This window comes from Neobacillus sp. YX16 (assembly GCF_030123505.1).
Classification (GTDB): Bacteria; Bacillota; Bacilli; order Bacillales; family Cytobacillaceae; genus Neobacillus.
Genome location: NZ_CP126115.1, coordinates 6,139,168 through 6,164,492 on the forward strand (window position 1 = coordinate 6,139,168; position 25,325 = coordinate 6,164,492).

The following is a 25,325-nucleotide window of genomic DNA, read 5'->3' on the forward strand; positions in this document are numbered from 1 at the left end:
TAGCCCCCCTACACTTTTTCCCGTACATTTTTACCGAATAAACCGGCTGGACGGAAAATCAAAATTAAAATCAATACGACAAATGCCACACCATCTCGCCAAAGTGAGAAGCCTGCTGCACTTACCAGTGACTCGATAACACCTAATAATAGACCGCCAACCATTGCTCCTGGAATAATTCCAATGCCGCCTAAGACGGCTGCAACGAAGGCTTTAAGGCCTGGGATAATTCCCATTAACGGCTCAATTTTTGTATAATACATTCCGAAAGCAACACCCGCTGCACCCGCTAACGCTGACCCAATCGCAAAGGTTGCGGAAATAGTATTGTTAACGTTAATTCCCATCAATCTTGCTGCATCCATATCATAAGAGACTGCACGCATAGCTTTTCCAATTTTTGTCTTATGTACGATAAATTGCAATAAGATCATTAATACTACAGAAGTACCTAAAATTAGCAGTGACTGACTGCTCACCTTTACACCTAAGAAATCTAAGCTTGTTGCCGGAATCAAGTCACTAGGATATGCTTCTGGCTGAGCACCTCGAACATAAATGACTCCATATTCAATTAACAATGATACTCCAATTGCAGTAATAAGAGCCGCAATTCTAGTGGCATTACGCAAAGGTTTGTAGGCGATTCTTTCAATGAGAACCCCTAAGATGGCACAAACTGCCATGGAAATAAGCAAGGAAGGGAAAAATCCCAAATCTAGTATCGTAATAGAGTAAAAACCGATAAATGCACCAACCATGAAGACGTCTCCATGGGCAAAGTTAATTAATTTTACAATTCCGTACACCATTGTATACCCAAGGGCAATCAAGGCATAAATACTGCCTAACGACACCCCGTTGACCAGCTGTTGTAAAAATTCCATGTCTAAGTCTCCTCCTAAAATTAGGAAAATATCATCTGAATAGGGAATAGGGAGACTAGCATTCTCCCTATTCTTTTTTCCCTATAAAATTTTGTCTAGCTCGGAGCGCCTATGCACTTCCGTCTTTTTGTTTATGGGTTAACCTTTGTATTAAACTCTTGTTTGCCGCCTTTGTATTCTAAGATAACAGCAGCTTTGATAGGATCATGGTTTTTATCAAGTTTCATGTTACCTGATACAAGCCCAAGACCATCTGTTTCTTCAAGTGCTTTTTTGATTTTCTCAGGGTCTCCGCTTCCAGCACGCTTAACCGCATCTGCAATGTAGTAAGCAGTGTCATAGCCTAAAGCAGCAAAGGCATCAGGAGATTTACCATCATATTTACCTTCGAATGCTTTTACGAAATCCTGTACTTTTGGATCAGAGTCTCCAGAAGAATAGTGGTTTGTAATAAATGTATTGTTTAATGGATCTGCTCCAGCAATATCTACTAGAGTAGGAGAATCCCAGCCATCGCCGCCCATGATTGGAACATCAATTCCAAGTGCACGAGCCTGCTTGATAATTAATCCAACTTCTTCATAGAAACCAGGAAGGAATATGAATTCTGGATTTTTCGCTTTAATATTGGTTAAGATCGCATTGAAATCTGTATCCTTAGCTACATAAGCCTCTTCAGCTACAACCTTACCGCCATTTCCTTCAAATGATTCTTGGAAAGAAGCTGCAAGACCTTTTGAATAGTCACTAGAGCTGTCAATAATAATCGCTGCATTTTTTACTTTTAAATCAGTAGAAGCAAAGTTAGCCGCTACTGTTCCTTGGAATGGGTCGATGAAACAAGTACGGAATACAAAGTCATTAAGGACTCCATCCTTACTTGTAATCGTTGAGTTTGTTCCAGTTGGTGTGATTAGTGGAGTTTTGTTCTTTTGAGCAATTTCCACCTGAGCCAATGTATTTGTACTTGTAGCTGCACCCACAATTGCTGAAACTTTATCTTGGCTGATTAGCTTAATGGCACCGTTTGTTGCTTCCGCCGCATCTGATTTATTATCGAAGGTTACGAGCTCTAACTTCTTGCCATCAATGCCTTCTTTGTTAATCTCTTCAATTGCCAATTTCAGACCTTCTTGAATCGATTGACCGTAAGAAGCTACCCCGCCTGAAAGTTCAAGATTGGCACCAATTTTTACCGTTTCGCCATCTTTTTCACCGCTAGTAGTGGATGAACCACCACAGCCGGCCAACACGCCTGCCGCCATCATGAACGACATAAAAATACCTGCAAGTTTTTTCTTTCTCACTGTCTATACCCCCTATTTTTGAATAAAATTCCCCTTTTCAATCGATGTTTGTCCAATAAGATGTTTAAAAAAAGATAATATTCTGAAAACATTGTACCAAAATAATTTCCTATTCGTCTAGTAGTAAAATGCGTTATTTTAATATAATTCTGAAAAATAAATATTTTAATAATCTCCTACTATAGTCATAGGATTAAAAAAACGATTCAATATACTTTGTCCCTTTAAAGGGGTAAAATGACGCTGTGTTAAAAAATAAAAGAGAGACTCCCATTTGGAAATCTCCCTCAACGAAACATTATACTAATACTTTATTTTTCGTTTCTTTTCCTAAGAAAATAACGGCAAAGGCAGCAACGAAAACTGATATACAAAAGATCGTAAAAATGGTGGAAATGGATGTATTTTGTGCCACTAAATAACCAACCAATAACGGTCCAAGCACTCCGCCTAACCGGCCAAATGCCGCTGCAGATCCTGACCCGGTTCCACGGATAATCGTAGGATACTGTTCCGGCGTATAAGCGTATAATCCTCCCCAAGCTCCAAGATTAAAGAAGGATAACAGAATACCCGAGGTAATTAACAGTGTCGTTGACTCTGCATTTCCAAAAAGAAAAGCACTGATCGCCGTTCCAATTAAGTAGACAGCTAAGACAAATTTCCGGCCGAATCTTTCAATCGCCCAAGCAGCCGTAAAATAACCTGGTAATTGAGCAAGGGTCATAATTAAAACATACCCAAAGCTTTTGATTAGACTAAAACCTTTCAATACCATCACACTTGGAAGCCATAGAAACATTCCATAATAGGAGAAAACAACACAGAACCAAACAATCCATAGCATCGTTGTACGGCGGCGATACTCGTTCGTCCATAGATTAGCAAGACTTTGAAACGGAGAAATCTTTTCTTTCTCCTTAATCGCTTCGAATCTCGGTGAGTCAGGTAAACCAACTCGTAAATATAAAGCATAAAGTGCAGGTGTTGCACTAATTAACAAGGCAGTCGACCATCCATACTTTGGAATAATAAAATAAGAAATAACTGCAGCAATCAGCCACCCAGCTGCCCAAAAGCTTTCTAGTAATACGACAATCCGTCCTCGTTTTTCGGCAGGAACACTTTCAGAAACAAGTGTCGAGGCAACGGGAAGCTCTCCGCCAAGACCCATGCCAATAAAAAATCTTAATATAAGGAAGACAGTAATCGATGTGGCAAACGCTGAAATTCCGCTTCCGATTGAAAATAATAATAACGTAATGATAAACACATTTTTCCGGCCAATTCGGTCTGCCATTAATCCGAAAATTAATGCCCCTACAGCCATCCCAATCGATTGGACACTCCCAATCCAACCCATTTGCTCAGATGATAAATCCCATTCTACTTTCAATGCCGCAATAATGAAGGAAAGCATACCCACATCTAATGCATCAAACATCCAGCCTGTTCCGGAAACCCAGAGTAATTTCCGGTGAGAAATTTCTTTTTTCATAGCCAGCCCCCTTTAAGACTACATTATTCCCTTACGATAGTTATTTCATTAATCTACAGAGATTTCAACATTTTTAAATTGGTTAAAGAACATATTATGATATTTCCCCTGCTGGTTCATGAGTTCACCGTGACTTCCTTTTTCTAGGATTTGTCCTTTTTCAATTACCATAATGCTATCCGCATCACGAATCGTGTTTAACCGGTGAGCGATAATAAAACTAGTACGCCCCTCCATTAAGGTTAACAGCGCCTCTTGAATATGAAGCTCGGTACGGGTATCAATACTGCTTGTTGCCTCGTCTAGTATCAGTACTGCGGGCTTTGCAAGAATAACCCTGGCAATGGCAATCAACTGGCGCTGCCCTTGACTTAAGTTTCCGCCGTTTTCTGAAAGGGTTGTATCATACTGATTGGGCAATCGTCTTATAAAAGAATCCGCATTGGCCATTTTCGCAGCAGTGACGACCTCTTCATCACTTGCCGAAGGCTTTCCATACTTAATATTCTCCTTAATACTACCTGAAAACAGATAGGTATCCTGCAGAACAAATCCAAAACAGCTTCTCAAGCTGTCACGTGTATATTCTCTAATATCATGGCCATCTAACAAAATTCTGCCCTCGGTGACATCATAAAAACGTGTCAACAAATTAACAATCGTCGTTTTTCCCGCTCCAGTCGGGCCGACTAATGCCGTACTGCTCCCAATATCACTTTCAAAACTAACATTTTTTAAAATCGGTACATCGCCGCGATAGCCGAAGCTGACGTTTTCAAAAACAACTTGCCCTTTTGGCTTGTCTAACACAATGGCATCCTTTCTATCATCAGGCTCCTCTTGCTCATCGAGAATTTCAAAAACTCGCTCGGCACCGGCTACACCGGATTGCAGCATGTTGAAAATTTGGGCAAGGTCGTTGAGCGGCCGGACAAACTGCCTCGAATAGGTAATAAAACTTGCAATCGCACCGATGGTAATCATGCCCTTTACAGCAAGAAATCCTCCCGTAACCGCCACAATCGCAAAGCCTAAATTATTAATCACGTTCATGATGGGCATAAGAAAGCCGGACCAAATTTGCGCCTTAAGGCCAACCTCACGCAGCTTTTGATTGACCTCTTCAAATTCAGAAATAACCTTATCCTCATGATTAAATGCTTTAACAACCTCTATACCCGAAATCGTTTCTTCAATTTGTCCATTTAACTTCCCAAGCTGGATTTGCTGATCCTTAAAGTAGACACTTGTTCTTTTGGCAATCGTCTTAGTTAAGAGAAAGACAAGGGGAACGGTCAGTAAGCTCGCCACTGTCAAAATCGGACTAAGAATCAGCATCATAATAAACGAACCCATAATCACAATGACACCTGACATCAGCTGTGTCGTCGATTGTGAGATGGTACTGCTGACATTATCGATATCATTTGAAAGCCTGCTCATCAATTCTCCATGTGTCCGTTTGTCAAAAAAGGAGACGGGGAGGTTTTGGAGTTTTCTAAACAATGCATCCCGAAGCCTTTTTACAATTCGCTGTGAGACACCGGCCATTAGCCAGCCCTGCATAAACGTCAATACACCATCTAAAATATAGGCCGAGATAAGGATAACGATCATTACTTCAAGAAAACTAAAATCAACTTTGTTGTCAAGGCTTATGGCATCAACCGCTTTTCCGATTAAGAACGGAGAGAGCAGCGATAGTGCTGAACTAAAAAGAATGAACAAAAACACAATGCTAAGCATTTTTTTCTCATTGCCAAAATAATGCCATAACCTTCGCATCGTCTCTTTAAAGTTCTTTGGTTTTACAATTGGGGCGCCCCGGCGATGGCCTCCAAAGCCAGGTCTTCCTGGAAGTGAGAGGGAAGGTGGTGCGTTACTTGATTGATTTGCTTCCTTCGACATTTAGAGAGCCACCTCCTTACCCACTTGTGATTGATAGATTTCCTGGTAAACCTTACAGTCTCTTAATAATTCTTCATGTTTTCCGATCCCAGCAATTTCCCCATGATCCATAACAACTATTTTATCAGCATCCATAATCGAGGTAATTCGCTGAGCAATAAGGAGACACGTCAGCCCTTTTGCATATTTTTTCAATCCAGCCTTAATACCTGCCTCTGTGGTAACGTCAACCGCACTGGTGCTATCATCTAATATTAAAATCTTGGGATTTTTAATTAATGCCCTCGCAATCGAGATTCGCTGCTTTTGACCACCTGAAAAGTTAACTCCGCCTTGACCGATCCTTGTTTGATACCCTTCAGGGGAGGAGGTGATAAAATCATGTGCGCCAGCAATCTCTGCCGCTTTTTCAACTTCTTCCATTGAGGCATCTTCTTTTCCCCATTTAACGTTTTCCTCAACACTCCCGGTAAAAAGAATGTTTTTTTGCGGGACAAAAGCAATTTTCTCTCTTAGCCTCTTAGGATCCACAAGGTGGATATCCTCACCATCTACTTTAATACTTCCGGCACTCACATCATAAAAACGGGGAATTAAGCCGACAAGGGTGCTTTTACCAGCGCCTGTCGAACCAATGATTCCGACTGTTTCTCCCGGCAGGATGGTCAGGTTAATATCCTTTAGCACAGGTTCACCGCTTGTCCCTTCATAAGAAAAGAAAACTTTGTTAAAATCGATTCTTCCTTGTTCAACAGGGGCTTCGCCCACTTCATCCCTCCAAGTTAAATCATCTTCCTGGGCAAATACTTCGCTAATCCTTACAGCCGAGGTTTTTGCACGGACAAACATATTAAATACCATCGAAATCATCATCAGTGAAAACAGAATTTGGGTCATATAGTTGATAAAAGCGATAATATGACCTACTTGAACATTGCCATTTGTCACGCCAAAGCCGCCAATCCAGAGGACAGCAACAATTCCGAGGTTAACCGTCAGCATAATCGCCGGGCTGAACACAGCCATCAGCCTCGTGGCAGCAATCGATTGCTTTTTAAAATCATCATTTGTTTTCTCAAACTTGTTTACCTCGACATCAAAACGATTGAACGCTTTGACAACACGCACCCCGGACAAGTATTCACGCATGACACCATTCACTCGGTCAAGTGCCTTTTGTACTTTTGAAAACATGGGGAATCCAAGTTTTAGGTTTAGAATGATAAAAATGGCCACAATCGGGACAACGACAATTAGTACGACCGATAAGTGGAGATTTAGCCGAGTCGCCATGATTAATCCCCCGATTGCTAATAACGGAGATTTAACAAAAATCCTCATTAAGCCATTCGCAAAAACCTGCACTTGAGTCACATCATTTGTCAGCCTTGTGATTAACGACGCGCGTTCAAAGCGGTCAATATTTTTGAAGGACAGCGTTTGAATTTTCTTATATAAATCCGACCTTAACTCGGCCCCAAAGCTTTGTGAGACATTGCTGGCAATGATACTTCTAGTCGAAGCCGCAACTGCACCAAAAAGCGTAATCAAAAGCATCAATCCACCCATTTTCAGTACATAATCTATATCTCTGCCTGCAACACCGACATCAATAATTTTTGCCATGATCGTTGGCATCATCAAATCACTAAAGGCTTCAAAGGTTAAAAATAATACTGCTAAGCTAAAAGACTTCCAATACTTCCTTATGTATTTCGCTAAAAACCCCATTACTACTTCACCCCAACACCCATTTGGAAATCTTTTGAACATTATGATAAAGATATTATAGCAAAAAAAGTATGAGTTCTATGAAAAGAACTCATACTTTTACTTAATCTTCTAGAGGGCGAAACTCATGAACCCAAACACGCATATGCGGAAGCCACGGCATTCCAGGGTGATAGGCAAGAATCGATTGCTTATATTCTTCAACCGTTGAGAAACCCTCACTGCGTGCGTCATTATCTGTCAGTTCACCTAAGCTTTGTGAGTAAACTCGGTCCACAATAAATTGACGTCCTTCTAACGTCATGATTTCTCCTGGATCTGCATATCTTCCATTTCGTCTTGTTGCTGTCTTCTTACCGGAAAGCACCAATTTTACATCACTTTCCATGGTAACTAAACGTTCAATTGAGCATGATTTTGGCGGCAGCGTAGTGTTTTCATTTTGCATATACTTTTCCTCCTATTTCCATTTCGACTTTCCTATTTTACACTATCACCATATTATTAAAAAGCATACTCACACATTCAAATCTCTTTTTTTATAAAATAAAAATGTCGCTACCGTAAGAGCAGTAATCAGAACACCTGATAATAGTACAAAGATGAACTCAAACCCTCCGCCAAACATCACATTTTTAGCTTCGAAATATTTAAACGGAGTGAGGTATTTTAAGCTTTCTATATTTTCATTCAAGTCAATCGCAACCGAGATGACATACGTAAGCAAAAGAACACCGGTTGCTAAGGAAGCTGCATTTTTCGATTTCTTTTTAACAGCTGCAAGGGAGCTGCCGATTACCATAAATAGGAGCTGTACAATGAACATACCAGCTATTGTGATCGCAATATCCTTGGTAACCACTTCACCATTGCTGTATTTCCCTACCAATCCCACGGATGAAACAAAGGTAACCAAGTTCAAAATTAGGATATTTAAAAATGCTGCCAGCAATTTTGCTGTAATAACCCGATTTCTTGAGACGGGTTTAACAAATAAAAACTCCGAGGTTTTGTCGCGCTCTTCCTTCGCAATAATCGTTGCCCCCAGCATCGCAGCATGAATGGTTGCCATTAATAGCAAATAGATGAATAGTAACCCGTAATAACCGGTTGCTGTTGAAATATCAAAATCACCTATTCCCAATATGGCAAGCATCGATTTAGGCATACCCGCCAGCATTTCATTCATGTGCTGGCCAGAAGAAGATAAACTCTCATATTTAACCATCCCAGACGCAACCATTAGAAAAACACCAATACTCCAAAAAACAAGCGATTTTCGATGTGACTTCATTTCTTTTAAAAATATATTCATTTCAACATCACCCCTCCTTATTAAACCGAGTGAATATCCTTTTTGGCATATACGATAAAGCTAGCCCCAATAGCTAAAACAATAACAACTGCTCCGGTAATCAAAAAGGAAGCTTCGTAACTAGACTTTTCGATGATATAAGCCGTGTCAAAATATTTAAAGGGAGAAAGATATCGTTTCACTTCATCACCGGAAGTAGCACTAAACATTCCTAAAAAGTAAAAGGCAAAAACGGTTGCGAGCGAAATCGTCAACACAGATTTTATCTTAGGTACAATCACAGAAATGATGATCCCTATAGCTAAAAAAATCAACTGTACGAAAAAGACCGTCAATGAAAGGAGGATAAAAATACTCACGCTAAACTCCTCCGTTTTCACTTGTGAGGCAATGAATGTGGCCGCGGCTATATAAACAATATTGGTTAGAATAATTGAAATCAGTGCCGCCAATAATTTGTTAATCAAAACAGCGGTCCGTGTAACAGGCTTTGTTAGCAGAAAATCAGCTGTTTTTTCGCGAACCTCTTTACTGACTATACTCGTTCCTAGATTCATAGCCTGAATCGCTCCGCAAAGTGTTACAAAGGAAAGCCCATAACAGTAGAATCCAAGAATCGAAAAGAAATTATCGAGATTAATCCCGAATGCTTCTCTTAGTGGTGCCGGATACCCTTCAAGCAGCTTTGTAAACTCCTCTGCATCCTTTGTAAAAGAAGGAAAAAGTGACATAAATAAAGCTACTATGGCAATTAATGATATCGTCCAAATGATTGTAGACTTTCGATAAGCCCTCAATTCATGCAACAAAATATTCATCGTCTTTTATGCCTCCTTCTCGTAGTAATGCATGAAAATCTCCTCAAGGTCCGGCTCTTCAATCCATAGATTACTAATTTCAATGTCCGCTATTTTTTTCATGACTTCGTTAATATTTCCTTTGAATAAAAAGCTTGTCATGTTTTCCTTTGTTTCTAACTTATTTACTCCTGCGAGGTTGAAATACTCAGGATTTGGCTTCGCTTTTGTTTCTATCTTGAACTTTTTATAGGTGTTTTCCTTTAAAGTGCTGATCTTTTCAACTGTTACAATCTTGCCCTCTTTAATAATCGCCACACGATTACATAAGCGCTGAACCTCCGTTAAAATATGAGAGGAAAATAGAATCGTCGCGCCTTTTCTATTCTCTTCCTCAAGCAATTCAAAGAACTTCTGCTGCATGAGAGGGTCTAATCCACTCGTTGGTTCATCAAGAATAATCAGTTTCGGCTCATGAAGCAGCCCCTGAACAATTCCAACCTTCTTTTTATTTCCCAGTGAAAGGTCGTCAATTCTTTTGTTGAGGTCCAAATTCATGATCTCAGCCAACTCTTTTATTCTCTTACTACAGTCTTTTTTATAAAAACTAGCTGAATAGTTTAATAGATCCTTCACCTTCATATTGTCGTAATAAAAGACTTCAGATGGCAAATAGCCAATTTCCTTTTTGATTTCAGGAGCAAATCGGACAGAATCCTTTCCAAAAATAGTCGCACTGCCGCTGGTAGGGTAAATGAGTGAAAGGAGGGTCCGAATCGTAGTCGATTTCCCGGCACCATTTGGACCGATAAAGCCAAAAATCTCGCCTTCCTCAACGTTAAAGCTGATGTCGCTAATACCTCTTGCTTTGCCGTAAGTCTTTGTTAGATTCTTAATCTCAATCACATTCATCTTCACAGCCCCCTATTTATAAAAGCATTTAATAAAAATCTCAAAATATTCTTCTGCTTCCAGAAAGACTTTTTCATAATCAATCTTGTGACCAGGGACCATTTTTGCCTTGTGGAGCTCCTCATCACTCATTTTTTCAAACGTCCACGAAATGACTTTTAATATTTTTTGGACATCGACATCATCCCTGAATTTAGAGAGGTCGATCCCATCATAGATAATCCCTATGTTAGCAGCGTTAAGTTCCTGTTTCTTTTTATCAAACTCGTCTTTTATTTCCGGTGAGTCCTGCATAAATGCCTCTTGGATAAACGTTAAGATATCTGGATATTTCGTTTGAAGATCCATTTTAATAAGGACGGCCTGGCGAATCCTTTTAAAAAAATCTTTTTCACCTAAATCGACCTTTTTATAAAATTCATCGGCAACCAAGTTGTAGCAATAATCAAACAGGAAGAAAAACAATTGCTTTTTGTTTTTAAAATAATGAAAGAGAAGTCCCTTTGAAATACCAGCTTCCTTAACAATTTCATTTGTCGAGGCGTTATCATACCCCTTTTGGGCAAATTCCTTAATTGCAGCGTTAATGATTCTATCCTGTTTTTCAGGATCCAGATTAAAAAACTTCGAAAACAAACTGGCACCCCCCTTTCTTTTCACCGTTGACCACTTCAGTCAATCACAGTTTACTCCCGTTGACTCCCCTGGTCAATAGTAGACAAGTTATATTTTTTACAAAATTATGAAATTCATATTTTTAAGTAGAGGGATGTGCTAGGATACATGTGGAGGTGAAATATGAAAGAACGTTCTGACTCACTCACATTAAAGGGCTTGATTGCTGCCCAAAGCAGGCTTTCCACTACGCATCCTATGGTGTCTACTCTTGCATCAAAACAATCGATTATTGAGGCAGGTATTGGAGGCGAGCAAAGGGTTGCTGAAGTCCTTCAAAAGTACCGATTTCCATTTAAAAACAACATTTTCCACGATTTATCCCTTTCTTCAGATACCCACTTTCAAATGGACCATTTTTTCAAAACACCCTATTTTGGCATTATTTTCGAAACCAAAAATATGGCCGGTAGTTTAGAATTCAGGGATAATCCGCCCCAGCTTATTCAAAAGCGGGAGGACGGACAAATTAAATATTATGAGAGTCCAGTAGTGCAATTAGAACGGAATATGGAGCTTATGTCAGCTTGGCTATCACAGCGTAATATCGATTTCCCTCTTTATGGTGCCATCGTATTAGCCTATCCCAAGCAGCATGTGGAAATTCCCCCACCCAATACCAAGCTATTATTTCCAAACCTGATCCCACCCTTTATCAAAAGTCTTCCACAGGAAGAAAAGGGGCTAGATACCGCCACTTTTAACAAGCTTTCGAGCGACATACTTAAAAGTCATCAAACCTACATACCTAAACCCATCTGTGATTCGTACCAAATTCCAGAAGACGCTATCCAACCAGGGGTGAGGTGTGTAACCTGTGGGAATATCGGGATGATTAAATTGCCAAGGACCTGGCATTGTCCATTATGTAAGGTGAACAATCATCTGGCTCATCAGGGAACCTTAGTCGAGTGGTTTTTAGTGGTTAAAAGAACAATTACCAATCGGGAGTGTCGTGAGTTTTTAGGTGTGGACATACACACTGCTAAGCGAATTTTACAGAGTATGGATTTGATAACCTGTGGCACTTACAGAGATAGGTCCTATAGGATGGATTTTTCTAAAAAAAGGTAATTTTGCTCTTATCAGCCAGTATTCCCGGCCATCAGTCAGTGTTTCTCGCCATCCGCCAGTGTTTCCGGCTATCCACCAGTGTTTCCGGCTATCCACCAGTGTTTCTCGCTATCCGCCAGTGTTTCTCGCTATCCGCCAGTGTTTCTCGCTATCCGCCAGTGTTTCTCGCTATCCGCCAGTGTTTCTCGCTATCCGCCAGTGTTTCCGGCTATCCGCCAGTGTTTCTCGCCATCCGCCAGTATCACACTAAAAAATACCTATTTTCAGTAACCCAATCTCCCATTTCACCCAGCCGGCTCAACATGCTATTATTAAGTGGTAAAAAATTGAAAGGGGAGTGCTGCAAACGTGAAGAATGAGATTATTGAAAGGTTTACTTCCTATGTAAAGGTGGATACTCAGTCGAATGAGAGCAATGATAACTGTCCTTCGACACCAGGACAGCTCACATTGGCCAACATGCTGGTGGAGGAGTTAAAGTCGATTGGGATGGAAGAGGTAAGTATTGATGAGAACGGGTATGTGATGGCGACCCTGCCATCCAATACGGATAAAGAGGTGCCAACCATTGGGTTCCTAGCTCACGTCGATACAGCAACTGATTTCACGGGCACCAACGTGAACCCGCAAATCATTGAAAACTATGACGGGAATGATATCCAACTTAACCCAAATGTCATCATGACTACGAAGGATTTTCCAGCCCTTCCAAGCTACAAGGGGCACACGCTAATCACAACGGATGGCACGACTCTTCTAGGTGCAGACAACAAAGCGGGGATCGCTGAAATCATGACTGCCATGGCTCACCTGATTCAACATCCAGAAATCAAGCATGGTAAGGTCCGCGTTGCGTTCACGCCGGACGAGGAGATTGGCAGAGGTCCACATAAGTTTGACGTTGCGGCGTTCAATGCCAAGTACGCGTATACGGTGGATGGTGGTCCGCTTGGGGAGTTAGAATACGAAAGCTTCAATGCGGCGGCAGCGAAAATCACCATCAAAGGAACCAATATCCATCCAGGTTCAGCGAAAGACAAAATGGTGAATTCAATGAAGATTGCCATGGAATTACATAGCCAGCTGCCCGCACTCGAAGCACCTGAACATACGGAAGGTTATGAAGGCTTCTACCACTTGATTTCCTTCAATGGTGATGTCGAGCAAACGAAGATGTACTATATTATCCGTGACCATGACAAGGAAATTTTCGAAGCAAGAAAAAGCAGGATGCAAAACATTGTCGACCTTCTTAATGAAAGATACGGCAAAGATACCATTCTTCTAGCATTAAAGGACCAATATTACAATATGGGTGAAAAAATCAAACCGGTAATGGAGATCGTCGACATCGCTCAAGAGGCAATGGAGAACCTCGACATTAAACCGCTCATCAAACCAATCCGCGGCGGTACAGATGGCTCTCAACTTTCTTACATGGGGCTTCCAACTCCAAATATTTTTACCGGCGGGGAAAACTTCCACGGAAAGTATGAATTTATTTCCGTAGATAACATGATAAAGGCAGCAAACACCGTCATCGAAATTACGAAACTTTTCGAACAAAAGGCATAAAATAAAGCCCAGCTGAAAAGTTGGGCTTTTACATTTGATATCGGTCTAATCTAGAAAAGAAATCCTTTAAGAATTCATAAAAGAGCCTGACCGTAGGGAGCAGCTTACGTTCCCTCGGGATAATAACTCCGACCGTACGGCTAACCTCAGGCTCAATAATCGGTATCTTAACGGTTGACCTGGGAAATCCATCCACCAGCGTGATTTCAGGAATTAAGGTGATACCGAGACCTGCTGATACCAATCCTTTTATCGAGTCAGTATCTACCCCTTCGAAGGACACCTTTGGCTGAAAGCCAATCTGCTCACAAGCACGAACAATGATTTCTCGTAATACATATTCCTTTGGAAACAAAACATAGGAATCCTCACGCAGTTGATTTAATTTTATCGCTTTCTGATTGGCTAAAGGATGAGTAGAGGGCAAGAGCGCCACAATATTATCTGTAAATAATGTTGTCCCTAACACCTTCTTTTCCTGTTTTGGAACAGGACCAATTAAAGCCATATCAAAGTCACCATTAATAACCCCCTCAATCAGTTCGATATATGAGCCTTGTTTTAGTTGAAATTTCACCTGAGGATAGTGTTCACGAAAGGCTGAGATGGTTGTGGGAAGGGTATGGGACGCCAAGCTGCTGGGAAAACCAATTCGAATCGTACCTTTCATGGGATCTAGGTATTCTTTAATTTCCCGTTGTGCCTCCTCAATCACCTTCATCGCTTGTTCCATGTGCTCTAGAAACATCTGTCCGATCATTGTGAGTTTGACATTTCGTCCCTCACGGATAAATAAGTTCACACCGAGCTCTGTTTCCAAATTGAAAATTTGCCTGCTGACAGCTGATTGAGCCACATGCAGAGCCAACGCTGCCTCCGTAACATGTTCTCTCTTGGCCACTTCCATAAAGTATTGAATTTGTCGTAATTCCAAAGAGTTCACCTCCATTCATCTCATTTTGAGATGAATGTTATCTATTATTAGCATTGTTTAGATTGTTATTTAATTATAAAATATTCCTTATTAATATTCTAATAATTTAAAAATTTAAATTCTCATTAAAGAGGTGGGTAACTTGAAAACAATTGAACAGTTAAAACAAGATAATCAAAGTACAGCACTTCAATATGTGGATGAGGTGTTTAATACAGTAATGTGCCGCAATCCATATGAATCTGAGTTTCAACAGGCCGTTAAGGAAATTTTCGACTCACTGATTCCTGTTTTTACAAAACATCCAAAATACATGGAGCAAAGTATTCTTGAAAGAATCGTAGAGCCTGAAAGAGTCATTTCTTTCCGTGTTCCCTGGGTTGATGATAAAGGAAAGGTTCAAGTCAACCGCGGCTTCCGTGTTCAATTTAACAGTGCGATTGGGCCTTATAAAGGCGGATTACGCTTCCACCCATCAGTGAATTTAAGCATTATTAAATTCCTAGGCTTCGAACAAATCCTTAAGAATTCCCTTACTGGTCAGCCTATTGGCGGAGGCAAGGGTGGTTCTGACTTTGATCCTAAAGGAAAATCAGATGGCGAAATTATGCGCTTTACGCAAAGCTTCATGACAGAGCTATACCGTCATATTGGACCTGATGTAGATGTACCAGCAGGAGATATCGGCGTAGGTGCCCGTGAAATTGGTTATATGTTTGGACAATATAAAAAAATTCGCGGTGCCTACGAAGCAGGTGTGTTAACTGGTAAAGGACTTGGTTATGGCGGCAGTTTAGCACGGACTGAAGCCACTGGTTACGGGACTGTATACTTTGTACACGAAATGCTTGCTGATAAGGGCCTTAGCTTTGAAGGCAGTACAGTAGTCGTTTCTGGATCAGGAAACGTTTCTATTTATGCGATTGAAAAAGCAAACCAATTAGGAGCAACGGTTGTTGCCTGCAGCGATTCAAATGGCTATGTCTATGATCCATCAGGCATCAAGCTTGAAACGGTGAAACGAATTAAAGAAGTGGAACGTAAAAGAATCAGTGAATATGTTCTTGAGCATCCAGAGGCTCAATACTTCGAAGGCTGCTCTGGTATTTGGTCAATTCCATGTGATATCGCATTGCCTTGTGCAACTCAAAATGAAATCGACCACTCAGCAGCTAAACAACTTGTTTCAAATGGTGTTAAGGCAGTTGGAGAAGGTGCGAATATGCCATCCACTCTTGAAGCGATTGAAGTATTTTTAGAAAGTGATATTTTATTTGCCCCTGGAAAAGCAGCAAATGCTGGCGGTGTAGCAGTATCCGCTCTAGAAATGGCGCAAAATAGCCAAAGATTATCATGGACATTTGAAGAAGTTGATGCAAAATTACACCAAATCATGATCAATATCTATCGCAACAGTATGAATGCTGCCGAAGAATATGGCTACCCAGGCAACCTCGTTGTCGGCGCCAATATCGCAGGATTCTTAAAAGTAGCTGACGCAATGATCGCACAGGGCGTTATCTAAAAACATAAGGGTGCTCCGAGATGGAGCACCCTTATTTTATGCAATTTTTTTAAGCCAATTCTTGCCTTCCACCATTCTCGAAACCATCATCCCCGCAACATTATCCCCGCTTGCATTCAGCATCGTAGCAGGCGGGTCAATTAACGTAGAAATCGCAGCAATAATTGGTAATGCCTCAGGCGGGAATCCAAATAAACTTAGGATTAACATTTCCCCAATCATACCTCCGCTCGGAATTGCTCCCATAACAGCTCCAACTAAAAGAGACACACTTATAATTAAGAAAAACGTTCCAATCCCATTGTTATTCATATCAAAGATTCCGAACAGGAAGACAATCTTTAATACGCCGCCGAGAACAGATCCATCCTTGTGCAAGGCTGCTCCTAATGGAATCGTTGTATCACGTATGTCTTGCTTGATTCCCATTCTTTTTGAAGCCTCTAAGTTAACAGGGATAGCAGCAGCACTTGAACAGGTTGCCAGCGCCGTAATCGAAGGTTCCAGCATATTACTCCATAACACTCGAATTCCTTTACCTTTGCCTGCCATAAAGGCATAAATCGTAAAGGCAATAAAGAAATAAACAATCGAAGCAACATAATACGTTACACCCGCTTTAATATAAGAGCCTAATAAAATCGGACCATACTGCCCCACCAGCGTGGCAAAATAAGCTCCAAGACCAACTGGCGCTAAGTACATGATTAAGGATACGACCTTCATCATTACTTCAGAGCCTGAGCTTAAAAAGCTGGTAAAAGGCTTACCGCGTTCTCCAATGGATTGTGCAGCAAATCCAACCAAAATAGAAATCACAATGAGCGCCAACATATTGCTTCTTGAGAACAATTCAACAAAGTCAGGTACTGTAAAGGTTTTAACGATTTGTGCGACTGGATTTAATTCCTCCGCCCCTTCTGGTTTCATCAGTTTTAGATTAACACCTTCACCAGGATTCACGAGCTTTACGACAAAATACATGTAAATAGCTGAAATAAGTCCTGTAAACAAGAAGGTTCCAAACATCCAGCCAATAATTTTCCCTAATCTTTTTGCACCATTCATCGTTGCGATCGAAGAGGAAATGGTGAAGAATATCAGTGGTACGATAATTGTAAATAAAAGATTTAAAAAGACATCGCCTATCGGCTGTAAGATGACAGCGTCTTCCTTCATAACTAGACCTATAATTGCACCAAGCAAAATGGATAGCAATAGGATGATAGGAAAAAGATAATTCTTTAATTTTTCCATTTGTATTTTCTCCTTAGATGATCTTTCTCTAATTAAGTTGCGGAGTTTTATTTTACTTGCGAAATATCAATAATTCTACTGCAAAGTCTATTTAGAAGCGGCGCCTCATGGCTGATTACAAGTATTCCCATATTACGTTCTTTGGCCATATCGAGAACCACCTGCCATATTTGTGCTTGTGTAATTGAATCAAGCATGGTCGTCATTTCATCCGCAATAAGAAATTGTGTTTGAGGCCCTAGAGCTCTAGCCACACAAAAGCGCTGTAATTCTCCGCCTGATAATTCATTCGGCCAGCGACGAAGCCAATCTTGCTCAATCCCTAACCTTTCTAGTAATTTATCATCAGGATTCCAGCCTTCATGAAGGATATCTTTCATTCTCCATTTAGGATTCACAGCCTTTTCAGGGTGCTGAAACACAAGCTGAACGGGGTGGTAGCCTGTACTTGTTAAGGGAGAGCCATTTAGCTTTACAGCCCCCTCCAAGGGCTTTTCGTAGCCTGCAAGAATTCGTCCAAGCGTTGTCTTTCCAGAGCCGCTTGGACCGACAAGGCCAACTATTTCACCTCTGGCTACGCTCAAATCAATATGACGAAAAGTCCAACTATTCTTCTGGTAACCAAAACCGACATTTACAGCTTCAAGTAGCATACAGACACCTAACCATCCCGCCTCGAACTATTCTTTCAGCTGGCATTTCTTCTAAACAATTAGACGCAGCATGTTCACACCGTGGAGCAAAAGGACAGCCTTTAGGTAAATCATTTATTAGCGGCTGTGACCCCTTAATGGGAACAAACTCATTTTGAGGAAGTGCTCTCCACAGTGCTTTTGTATAAGGGTGTCTGAGTCTCTCACCCGCACCAAAGAAATCAGAAACTGGGGCTGTCTCAACGGTTGTACCTGCATAAAAAACTGCAATTTTATCTGCCACCTTTAAGGCAAAATCAATATCATGAGTTATGATCATGACACCACTGCCGTTTTTAGCCAATTCTCTAAAAGAGATTTCCGCCTCCTTGATTACTTCCGCATCAAGCCCTGGTGTGGGTTCATCCGCTATAATTACATTCGCTTCACTTACGACTGCCATCGAAACGAGAACACGTCTTGCCATCCCTCCAGATAATTGAAAAGGAAATAATTTTTCTACAAGTGGATGTAATTTATACTTCTCAAAAATTTTCCTTTGTGCGGTTACAGCATTTTTCTTTCTAACGGAAGTTTGTACTTGTGGACCTATTTTCATTAATGGGTCCAAGGACTTTACAGTTTGGGGAATGATTACGATTTCTGAACCACGGAATTCTGCTTTCCGCTGCTCTGTAAGGACTTCCCCATTATAAAAAATACTGCCTGACATGTTTGCATTTCCCGGCAATATTCCAAGAATCGCGTGTGCTAATAAGCTTTTACCCGATCCGCTTGAACCTACAACCGCGACAATTTCACCCTTGTTTATTGACACATTTAAGTTATGAATGACTTGATTGGTTTCCTGTCTTAATCCTTTTGAATACTTTGTAAAGGATATAGACAAGTTTTGAACTTCTAGGATAGACATTATCTTTTCTCAGCCCCCATCTTATTCATTGGCACGATAAGGATCAACGAGTGACCGCAGGCGATCCCCTACTAAATCAAAGGCACGGACAATTAAAAGTAAACATAATCCGGGGAAAAATGCCAGCCACCACATGCCAGTAGATAAATATCGCATTGATTCTGAGAGAATAATCCCAATTGCTGGCTGATGTGGCGATAAACCCATACCCAAGAATGTTACCGCAGCCTCATGAAGAATAGCATGGGGGAATAGTAGAAACAATCCCACTAAAAACTGCGGTACTAAATGAGGAAGTATATGCTTTACAGCAATAAACCACCGTGATTTTCCCAGCCTTTTCGAGGTTTGGACAAACTCTGCTGTTTTAAGCTGCATGACCTCAGCTCGAATAACCCGTGTTAAGCTTGGCCAGTGGGTGAGTGCTAACCCAATGACTACGCCTTTCATACCTCCGCCTAGCACAAAGGCTATTAAAATAAGGATGACCAAATGGGGAACACTTAAAAACAAGTCAACAAGCCACGAGATAATACCATCAGCAATCCGTCCCATCGTTGCTGCGATTATTCCTAATCCTACCGCTATCATAACGGAAGCCGTGGCTGCGATAAGACCCACTCCTATACTCACCGACAACCCTTTTAACGTTCGAATCAGCATATCTCGCCCAAGCCAATCCGTACCAAATGGATGTTCAAGTGAAGGCGAAAGGTTGCGTTGTTCTAAATTTGTTGCAATTCTATCATTACTAATGAGCAGGCCGCCCACTAAAACTGCCAATACTATAGCGGATGTAACGACTAACACCATCACTGTTTTTTGTCTTTTATTTAAAGAAATCATAGCGACCTTCTCTCCTTCATTCTTGGGTCGACAATAAAAGAAAAGAGATCTGCCATTAAATTTCCCACGAATACAAATATGGAACTAAAAATAACCAGTCCAAGAAGGAGCGGCACATCACCTCGAAGCCCCGCTTCAACCGTAGCCTGTCCTAAACCTGGGTATGAAAAAACCTGTTCAGCTAAAACAGCTCCACCAAAAAGTTCACTAAAGGCTGCAAAATGGAGAGTGATAGCAGGCAAAGAAATATTTCGGATACCATGTCTCCATATTAGTGTAAAACCTTTTTCCCCCCTGGCTTTTGCAAATAAAATATACTCACTTGAAAGGACTTCGATTAATTTTTGCCTAGTATGTAAGGCAATGTTTGCGACACCTACAATACTTAGTGTGAGAGCAGGGAGGATTAAATGGATGATCCGGTCCATAAGGGTGACATTTTCAGCCAGCACACCTGCAGGAACCCCCATCCCAATTGGGAACCAATCTAACCATACGGCAAAAATTATTAATAATAGCAGGCCCATCCAAAATGTCGGCGTCGAAGCCAATGTATAACAATACCATTTGATGATTCTATCAACCCATTTACCCTTTTTCATGGCTGCAGCTATTCCCAAAGAAAAGCCAATCATCCCCGATAATATCCAGGCAATGGTCATCAGCGCAAGCGAGTTAAGGAATTTTTCACCAATAATCTCTGTGACAGGACGACGATAGATCATCGATGTTCCTAAATCCCCCTGCAGGACAGAAGAACCCCACCGGAAGAATTGTTCCGTCGGTGGTTCATTTAACCCCCAATTTTCAGCTATTTTCTCACGCTGTTCAGGACCAACCCTCATCATATCGGCACCAATATAGGCTTGAATAGGATCAATCGGAGAATGGCTGATTAATAGAAAAGTAATGACACTAATAGCAAACAGGAGAGAAAGAAGCCTGATAATTTTCCTCCCGATAAATGAACCTATTCTCAGCATTTTAGTCTTACACCCATCATTTATTTCTCATCCCATTTCCAGTCAACTAGATTATCCGTAATTGGCCACCCGTGACCATGAGGTTGAATTCTCTGATCCCCAATGTTCAACTCTTCTTTTACTAAATAGAGGTGATTAACATTGACTAACCAAGCCCAAGGGGCGTCCCCTAAAGAGCTAAAACCTGTTGTCCCATCCCACTGAGCTTTTTTCCAATATTCAATTGCTGCTTCTTCACTTTTAGATAAAAGCGCCTTCTCTAAGTATTCATCTACTTTAGGATTTGAATAGAAACCTGAGTTGTAATAATCCATTCCTGCCATTTTTCCACTGAATAGATTATAAATCTCAATTGGATCGTGGCTTCCCCAGCCCATCATCACAGCATTTGAATGCATTAGCGATTCAATTTCGTCCCAGCTTTTACCTTCAACATTTATTTTTATACCTAACGGTTTTACCATATCGCTAACAGCAATCGCTAAGGATTGTCTCGTGACATCACTAGCAGGGTATAGAAGGTCAAACTCCGCTTGTAAACCGCCCTTTTCGAGAAATTCATCTCCATTTTGGTCTTTCCATCCGGCACTTTCCAGGATTTCTTTAGCCTGTTTTAAATCACCATCTTTAAACTTGGTTTCTTCATTTGCCCACGGCAAGCCATCTGCCGCTGAATAACCTGGTGTACCATGGCCCTCTAAAACCCCATCAACAAGAGCTTGGCGGTCGATGGCAACATTAATTGCTTTTCGAATCGCAATATCTGATGTCACATCATTTCCGATGGCATTACCATCTTTTGTTTTCTCTCCTGAAGGGACATAAGGGAACATGATTCCGCGATTATCTACACTTTGTATTTCTTCAAGAGCCATTCCTGGAACTTGATTTTTACTAAAGGAAGCAGGTATATAAGCCATATCTACTTGTCCTGCTTTTGCCGCTGCAAAGGCTGCATCCTCATTTAGAAATAAGAATGTGATTCTTTTAAAGAATGGTTTTTTACCATAGTAGTTAGGGTTCATTTCAATGATAATTTGTTGTCCTTTATCCCATTGCACAAGCTTGTAGGGACCTGAACCAACAGGATTTTCCGCATATTCATCACCATATGAATGCTTTGGGATAATCCCTAGTGTCAACAATGAATGGATAAAGGTTGAGTTTGCGTTATGAAGATGAAATTCAACCGTCGTTGGATCCTTAACCACTACTTTTTCAAGGATATTTAAGTCTAAAACAGAATCACTCGTCAGCGCCGTTTCAAAGGTAAATTGGACATCTTCAGCACTTAATGGTTTACCATCAGAAAAAAGAACATCATCTCGAAGTTTGACCGTCCAAACCTTACCATCCTGGCTGACAGCATAGCTTGTTGCCACGTCATATGTAATCTTCAAATCATTGTCTCTTTTTAATAATGTACTTTGAAAAAGAGGCGAACCATATTGTCCCCAGCCTAATACAGGGTCAAATCCAGTTTCAGGCTCATTTCCAACAGCTAAAATAAGTTCATCTTTAGCAGCAGTTCTATCATTCCCTGATTCACTATTTTGCCCTTTTGCACAACCTGCAATTATTAATGTAGCAATAACTAAAATAAAAATTATCGTTTTTTTCAACTTATCCACTCCAGTAATATAAAAGGTGAGTTTTCAAATTTTTAATAAGAAAATTATAGCATAGGAAACGGAACGTATTAATTATTCGAAAAATTTTCACCACTAAAAAAAGAGAGATAAGCAAGAAACCATGCTTACCTCTCATATCATTATATGTGCCAGAAATTGCACTATTTATTTATTCATACTCGCTAGAAATCCGCCAAGCAAATCATCTAAATCAGGCTCTTCTTCAACCTTTTCTTCTTCAATCACAGGTTTCACATTATCCCAATCAAATCCACTTAAGTCATCATCCATATCGCTTAAATCAATCGAAGCAGCGATTTCCTCTACGGCGCTGTCATTCTCACGATAAGAATGGATCTCAGGAATACTTTCCTCTTGGAGATATAAAGCCTCATCGATATCTAGTGAACTGCTATTTAAACTCGCAAGCAGGGAAGTAGACCGGACTGGGTCTGATATTAACTGATAGATAATACTCCCTAATAATGCCTCAGAATGCTCATGCTTCAACCAGTCACGCTGTGCTTTCGTTAGCTTTTTGGGCAGCGGGACATTAATCATCTCGCGTTCTCTTGCATTAACGTTACTGACACCCTCCATCACGAACTCTGCAATCTTGCTGGAAAAATTTCTTCTTTCAGTTTCCTTTAACTTTTGCAGCTTCTTAACCAAATGGTCAGGTGTATCAGAAGGGACACGGAAGGAGATTGCCTGTCCCCGCTGAATTTCATGTGTTCCAGCCTTTTTCATTTCATCACCCTATTAATTGGTAACAGGTTTTTTAGGTTGTTCGACCTTTTGTTTCTCTGCCTTTTTAACAAAATCTTGAATTAGCTTATAATAGGCATTTGCCATCATCCAAATGCTTTCTTTTTCATCTTCAAAGAAATCAATATTAAAACCATCGAGATTGTTATTTAATGTTTTAAGATAATCCTTTAAAACGGTAGCACCACCGCCGACAAAGTAACAAATTTCCGTTTGGGAGTTCTTTGACCAAACATTACGTAATAAGCGGTATTGTTTCTTTGCTAAATCTAGTAGAATGCGATCCGTTATATCATGAACACTTGTTCTGCTTCCTTTAACCATGATATGATTTCGGTCGTTTTTCTTGGTGATGATTTCAACAACATCACGACGGCTGTCTAGTTCAACACCGTGCTTTGTTCTAATTTCTTCACGGATTGCTTCTAATGATTCTGAAACCCCGAGATTAAAGCCTTGCGCTTTATCATCATCAACATTTCGATTTTTAATAACGGCGATATCTGTTGATAATCCGCCAATATCTTGAATCAAGATACGCTTATCGATTAGGTCTTTATTAATAATTTTTGAGTTATTATCCATTACTAGGTTAATATAAGCAGCAAAACCTTCAGGGTATACCTTGATTTCATCAAACTTAATATTTACCTTTAAACCTTGGTATTTAGGTGTAACCAGAAACTCTACTTGGTGAACAGAACCGATTAGCTTCGAACGGTAGCCTGCATCCTTACCTTCCTTAACTTCACGAAGAGGGAGGCCAGTTCCAAGTGTGTAGTTCGCATCAATGACATTTTTCGTTTGACGGAAATTATTCTTATTTCCTTCCTTCACAGCGTCCAAAGCCAATGTAGTAAAGAGTAGAATTAACGTTTGATCTTCTTCAGACTTACTGCTGCCAGGATCTAATTCAGTCCCATTGTTGCTTTTAGTTGCTAGATTTCCGACACGATATATGGCGTTATTCTCCTTTAATGCAGGAGAGTGCACTTTTACATGAATACCATCAAGTGGATTCTTATCATCTAATTCTTCTATTCCAATAACAGGGCGGTCTTCCGTGTCCCTTGCGATAATATTTGGGATATTAAGTTCATATTCTAATTCTCCAAAAATAGCCTTAATTGAATCATTCCCTACATCAATAGCTGCAATTCTAGTATTATTCAAAATTGTCATCCTTTCATTCTATTAATTTAGATGTTAATGAAGATATGTATCTAACTTCTCTAGTATAAGAGTATAGAAGTTTGCTAGATTCTTCAATATCCCAGACAAAAAGAAATGAAAGTGTAAAATTGTAAACAATACGTAATCGTTGTATACATTTATGTTTACAACGAACACAAACCTGTACACATCGCTCTATATCAACATGTATACGAGTTTGTACACATGTAAACATTTTTGTAAACACCATGTATACAATATTGTAAACAAGTGTACATTTTTCGTAAACATGTATACGCATTCTGTATACAAAAAAACAGACCCCTTGGGTAAGGGACCTATTCCTTCTTTGTCCGTTTGATTCCTTCATCCGTTACAGCAAAGTCTCGAACCATTTTCTTAATTTTTTCAGGTTTACGGAATCTTAATGCAGACCAATCATCGTCAATCGCAATTTGCCGAACTGGTTCATAGCCTTCTTCAGAGAGCATACCCGTAACCGTTTCTCGGCTGCAGTTGGATCCTTTATAGGTCTTCGATGACTTCTTAGGGTAGCAGAGCCAAAATAAGCCATCATCCTTCACATAAGTAACCGCTTTTTTAGCATTAGATGAAGTTCTTCATTACTAGTACCAAACACCTGAACAAAATCATACATCTCCAGTTCTGCCTGATGATGAACCTCCCCTTCGAATGCAGCTTTCATCTCATCATAAGACTTTGGTGCATTGATAACTAATACCGGCTGCCCTTGATCCTTAAAGTTTAACTTTTTTAATACGGGAGCTCCTGCTGTCATTTATAAGACCTTCCTCTCATTAAAATATACTCTCTCCATATTAGCATAAAAAATCTTTGAAACATTATAAGATCATGTCCATCTACCTATTACTTAAGTCCTTTACCCTGTTAAAATTGACTCAAATCCTAGAATTTGGTTATTTCGCCTCACTAAATATATGG

Annotated in this window: 25 protein-coding genes; 4 read left to right on the forward strand and 21 right to left on the reverse strand. The window is 40.3% G+C overall.

The features are described 5' to 3' along the window. Positions 1-8 precede the first annotated feature (8 nt). The 10 genes from QNH48_RS29995 to QNH48_RS30040 form a co-directional block, all read right to left on the reverse strand. Positions 9-887 carry a branched-chain amino acid ABC transporter permease gene (locus QNH48_RS29995; protein WP_283953247.1) on the reverse strand — a complete coding sequence of 293 codons (879 nt, stop codon included), beginning with the start codon at positions 885-887 and terminating at the stop codon, positions 9-11. Positions 888-1,018: 131 nt separating this feature from the next. After that, a complete protein-coding gene (locus QNH48_RS30000) occupies positions 1,019-2,194 on the reverse strand; it encodes an ABC transporter substrate-binding protein (RefSeq protein WP_283953248.1) in 1,176 nt (391 codons plus the stop codon). Between the two features lie 298 nt (positions 2,195-2,492). Then, the gene (locus QNH48_RS30005) at positions 2,493-3,698 is read right to left on the reverse strand and encodes an MFS transporter (RefSeq protein WP_283955921.1); all 1,206 of its coding nucleotides are present in this window, start codon (positions 3,696-3,698) and stop codon (positions 2,493-2,495) included. 42 nt (positions 3,699-3,740) lie between these two features. Beyond that, positions 3,741-5,600 carry an ABC transporter ATP-binding protein gene (locus QNH48_RS30010; RefSeq protein WP_283953249.1) on the reverse strand — a complete coding sequence of 620 codons (1,860 nt, stop codon included), beginning with the start codon at positions 5,598-5,600 and terminating at the stop codon, positions 3,741-3,743. Further along, positions 5,601-7,331, reverse strand: a complete 1,731-nt coding sequence (locus tag QNH48_RS30015) for an ABC transporter ATP-binding protein (RefSeq protein ID WP_283953250.1) — start codon at positions 7,329-7,331, stop codon at positions 5,601-5,603. A gap of 103 nt (positions 7,332-7,434) precedes the next feature. After that, the gene (locus QNH48_RS30020; RefSeq protein ID WP_283953251.1) at positions 7,435-7,779 is read right to left on the reverse strand and encodes an ASCH domain-containing protein; all 345 of its coding nucleotides are present in this window, start codon (positions 7,777-7,779) and stop codon (positions 7,435-7,437) included. Positions 7,780-7,848: 69 nt separating this feature from the next. Then, positions 7,849-8,646: an ABC transporter permease subunit gene (locus QNH48_RS30025; RefSeq protein ID WP_283953252.1), complete on the reverse strand. Its 798-nt coding sequence runs from the start codon at positions 8,644-8,646 to the stop codon at positions 7,849-7,851. Positions 8,647-8,666: 20 nt separating this feature from the next. Further along, positions 8,667-9,464 (reverse strand): ABC transporter permease subunit, encoded by a 798-nt coding sequence (locus QNH48_RS30030; RefSeq protein WP_283953253.1) that lies wholly within the window; start codon positions 9,462-9,464, stop codon positions 8,667-8,669. 6 nt (positions 9,465-9,470) lie between these two features. After that, positions 9,471-10,355: an ABC transporter ATP-binding protein gene (locus QNH48_RS30035; RefSeq protein WP_283953254.1), complete on the reverse strand. Its 885-nt coding sequence runs from the start codon at positions 10,353-10,355 to the stop codon at positions 9,471-9,473. A gap of 12 nt (positions 10,356-10,367) precedes the next feature. Further along, on the reverse strand, positions 10,368-10,991 hold the full coding sequence (locus QNH48_RS30040; protein ID WP_283953255.1) for a TetR/AcrR family transcriptional regulator: 624 nt from the start codon (positions 10,989-10,991) through the stop codon (positions 10,368-10,370). A 162-nt stretch (positions 10,992-11,153) separates the two neighbouring features. Between QNH48_RS30040 and QNH48_RS30045 the strand changes: the two genes are divergently transcribed. The 3 genes from QNH48_RS30045 to pepT are packed head-to-tail and all read left to right on the forward strand — an operon-like array spanning position 11,154 to position 13,679. After that, entirely contained in the window at positions 11,154-12,104 is a 951-nt protein-coding gene (locus QNH48_RS30045; protein ID WP_283953256.1) for a nuclease-related domain-containing protein, read from the forward strand. A gap of 2 nt (positions 12,105-12,106) precedes the next feature. Next, the gene (locus QNH48_RS30050; RefSeq protein WP_283953257.1) at positions 12,107-12,463 is read left to right on the forward strand and encodes a hypothetical protein; all 357 of its coding nucleotides are present in this window, start codon (positions 12,107-12,109) and stop codon (positions 12,461-12,463) included. Further along, positions 12,453-13,679 (forward strand): peptidase T, encoded by a 1,227-nt coding sequence (gene pepT, locus QNH48_RS30055; protein WP_283953258.1) that lies wholly within the window; start codon positions 12,453-12,455, stop codon positions 13,677-13,679. The genes QNH48_RS30050 and pepT overlap by 11 nt, the downstream gene beginning before the upstream one ends. A gap of 28 nt (positions 13,680-13,707) precedes the next feature. Here pepT and gltC read toward each other — a convergent pair whose 3' ends face one another. Beyond that, positions 13,708-14,613 carry a glutamate biosynthesis transcriptional regulator GltC gene (gene gltC / locus QNH48_RS30060; protein ID WP_283953259.1) on the reverse strand — a complete coding sequence of 302 codons (906 nt, stop codon included), beginning with the start codon at positions 14,611-14,613 and terminating at the stop codon, positions 13,708-13,710. A gap of 142 nt (positions 14,614-14,755) precedes the next feature. Here gltC and gdhA point away from each other — a divergent pair, with 142 nt between their 5' ends. Continuing rightward, on the forward strand, positions 14,756-16,138 hold the full coding sequence (gene gdhA / locus QNH48_RS30065) for an NADP-specific glutamate dehydrogenase (protein ID WP_283953260.1): 1,383 nt from the start codon (positions 14,756-14,758) through the stop codon (positions 16,136-16,138). Between the two features lie 36 nt (positions 16,139-16,174). Here gdhA and QNH48_RS30070 read toward each other — a convergent pair whose 3' ends face one another. The 10 genes from QNH48_RS30070 to QNH48_RS30495 all read right to left on the reverse strand — a co-directional run bounded on the left by QNH48_RS30070 (position 16,175) and on the right by QNH48_RS30495 (position 25,161). Continuing rightward, a complete protein-coding gene (locus QNH48_RS30070) occupies positions 16,175-17,395 on the reverse strand; it encodes a dicarboxylate/amino acid:cation symporter (RefSeq protein ID WP_283953261.1) in 1,221 nt (406 codons plus the stop codon). 47 nt (positions 17,396-17,442) lie between these two features. Further along, positions 17,443-18,048 carry an ABC transporter ATP-binding protein gene (locus tag QNH48_RS30075; protein WP_283953262.1) on the reverse strand — a complete coding sequence of 202 codons (606 nt, stop codon included), beginning with the start codon at positions 18,046-18,048 and terminating at the stop codon, positions 17,443-17,445. Further along, positions 18,038-18,961 carry an ABC transporter ATP-binding protein gene (locus QNH48_RS30080; RefSeq protein ID WP_283953263.1) on the reverse strand — a complete coding sequence of 308 codons (924 nt, stop codon included), beginning with the start codon at positions 18,959-18,961 and terminating at the stop codon, positions 18,038-18,040. The genes QNH48_RS30075 and QNH48_RS30080 overlap by 11 nt, the downstream gene beginning before the upstream one ends. 21 nt (positions 18,962-18,982) lie before the next feature. Continuing rightward, a complete protein-coding gene (locus QNH48_RS30085) occupies positions 18,983-19,807 on the reverse strand; it encodes an ABC transporter permease (protein ID WP_283953264.1) in 825 nt (274 codons plus the stop codon). Next, a complete protein-coding gene (locus QNH48_RS30090) occupies positions 19,804-20,790 on the reverse strand; it encodes an ABC transporter permease (RefSeq protein WP_283953265.1) in 987 nt (328 codons plus the stop codon). The genes QNH48_RS30085 and QNH48_RS30090 overlap by 4 nt, the downstream gene beginning before the upstream one ends. A gap of 20 nt (positions 20,791-20,810) precedes the next feature. Further along, the gene (locus tag QNH48_RS30095) at positions 20,811-22,412 is read right to left on the reverse strand and encodes an ABC transporter substrate-binding protein (RefSeq protein WP_283953266.1); all 1,602 of its coding nucleotides are present in this window, start codon (positions 22,410-22,412) and stop codon (positions 20,811-20,813) included. A 174-nt stretch (positions 22,413-22,586) separates the two neighbouring features. Further along, positions 22,587-23,171 carry a hypothetical protein gene (locus tag QNH48_RS30100; protein ID WP_283953267.1) on the reverse strand — a complete coding sequence of 195 codons (585 nt, stop codon included), beginning with the start codon at positions 23,169-23,171 and terminating at the stop codon, positions 22,587-22,589. A gap of 12 nt (positions 23,172-23,183) precedes the next feature. Then, on the reverse strand, positions 23,184-24,362 hold the full coding sequence (locus tag QNH48_RS30105) for a ParM/StbA family protein (protein WP_133369835.1): 1,179 nt from the start codon (positions 24,360-24,362) through the stop codon (positions 23,184-23,186). 338 nt (positions 24,363-24,700) lie between these two features. Further along, positions 24,701-24,946 carry a hypothetical protein gene (locus QNH48_RS30490; RefSeq protein ID WP_349655110.1) on the reverse strand — a complete coding sequence of 82 codons (246 nt, stop codon included), beginning with the start codon at positions 24,944-24,946 and terminating at the stop codon, positions 24,701-24,703. Continuing rightward, the gene (locus QNH48_RS30495) at positions 24,943-25,161 is read right to left on the reverse strand and encodes a hypothetical protein (RefSeq protein ID WP_349655111.1); all 219 of its coding nucleotides are present in this window, start codon (positions 25,159-25,161) and stop codon (positions 24,943-24,945) included. The genes QNH48_RS30490 and QNH48_RS30495 overlap by 4 nt, the downstream gene beginning before the upstream one ends. Positions 25,162-25,325: the final 164 nt, after the last annotated feature.

Coding starts and splice junctions, on each gene's coding strand:
- QNH48_RS30080 (WP_283953263.1), bottom strand. CDS start 18,961: ATGTCTATCCTAGAAGTTCAAAACTTGTCTATATCCTTTACAAAGTAT.
- QNH48_RS30035 (WP_283953254.1), bottom strand. CDS start 10,355: ATGAATGTGATTGAGATTAAGAATCTAACAAAGACTTACGGCAAAGCA.
- QNH48_RS30070 (WP_283953261.1), bottom strand. CDS start 17,395: ATGGAAAAATTAAAGAATTATCTTTTTCCTATCATCCTATTGCTATCC.
- QNH48_RS30090 (WP_283953265.1), bottom strand. CDS start 20,790: ATGCTGAGAATAGGTTCATTTATCGGGAGGAAAATTATCAGGCTTCTT.
- QNH48_RS29995 (WP_283953247.1), bottom strand. CDS start 887: ATGGAATTTTTACAACAGCTGGTCAACGGGGTGTCGTTAGGCAGTATT.
- QNH48_RS30020 (WP_283953251.1), bottom strand. CDS start 7,779: ATGCAAAATGAAAACACTACGCTGCCGCCAAAATCATGCTCAATTGAA.
- QNH48_RS30045 (WP_283953256.1), top strand. CDS start 11,154: ATGAAAGAACGTTCTGACTCACTCACATTAAAGGGCTTGATTGCTGCC.
- QNH48_RS30015 (WP_283953250.1), bottom strand. CDS start 7,331: ATGGGGTTTTTAGCGAAATACATAAGGAAGTATTGGAAGTCTTTTAGC.
- QNH48_RS30025 (WP_283953252.1), bottom strand. CDS start 8,646: ATGAATATATTTTTAAAAGAAATGAAGTCACATCGAAAATCGCTTGTT.
- QNH48_RS30075 (WP_283953262.1), bottom strand. CDS start 18,048: ATGCTACTTGAAGCTGTAAATGTCGGTTTTGGTTACCAGAAGAATAGT.
- QNH48_RS30085 (WP_283953264.1), bottom strand. CDS start 19,807: ATGATTTCTTTAAATAAAAGACAAAAAACAGTGATGGTGTTAGTCGTT.
- QNH48_RS30100 (WP_283953267.1), bottom strand. CDS start 23,171: ATGAAAAAGGCTGGAACACATGAAATTCAGCGGGGACAGGCAATCTCC.
- QNH48_RS30030 (WP_283953253.1), bottom strand. CDS start 9,464: ATGAATATTTTGTTGCATGAATTGAGGGCTTATCGAAAGTCTACAATC.
- QNH48_RS30495 (WP_349655111.1), bottom strand. CDS start 25,161: ATGACAGCAGGAGCTCCCGTATTAAAAAAGTTAAACTTTAAGGATCAA.
- QNH48_RS30010 (WP_283953249.1), bottom strand. CDS start 5,600: ATGTCGAAGGAAGCAAATCAATCAAGTAACGCACCACCTTCCCTCTCA.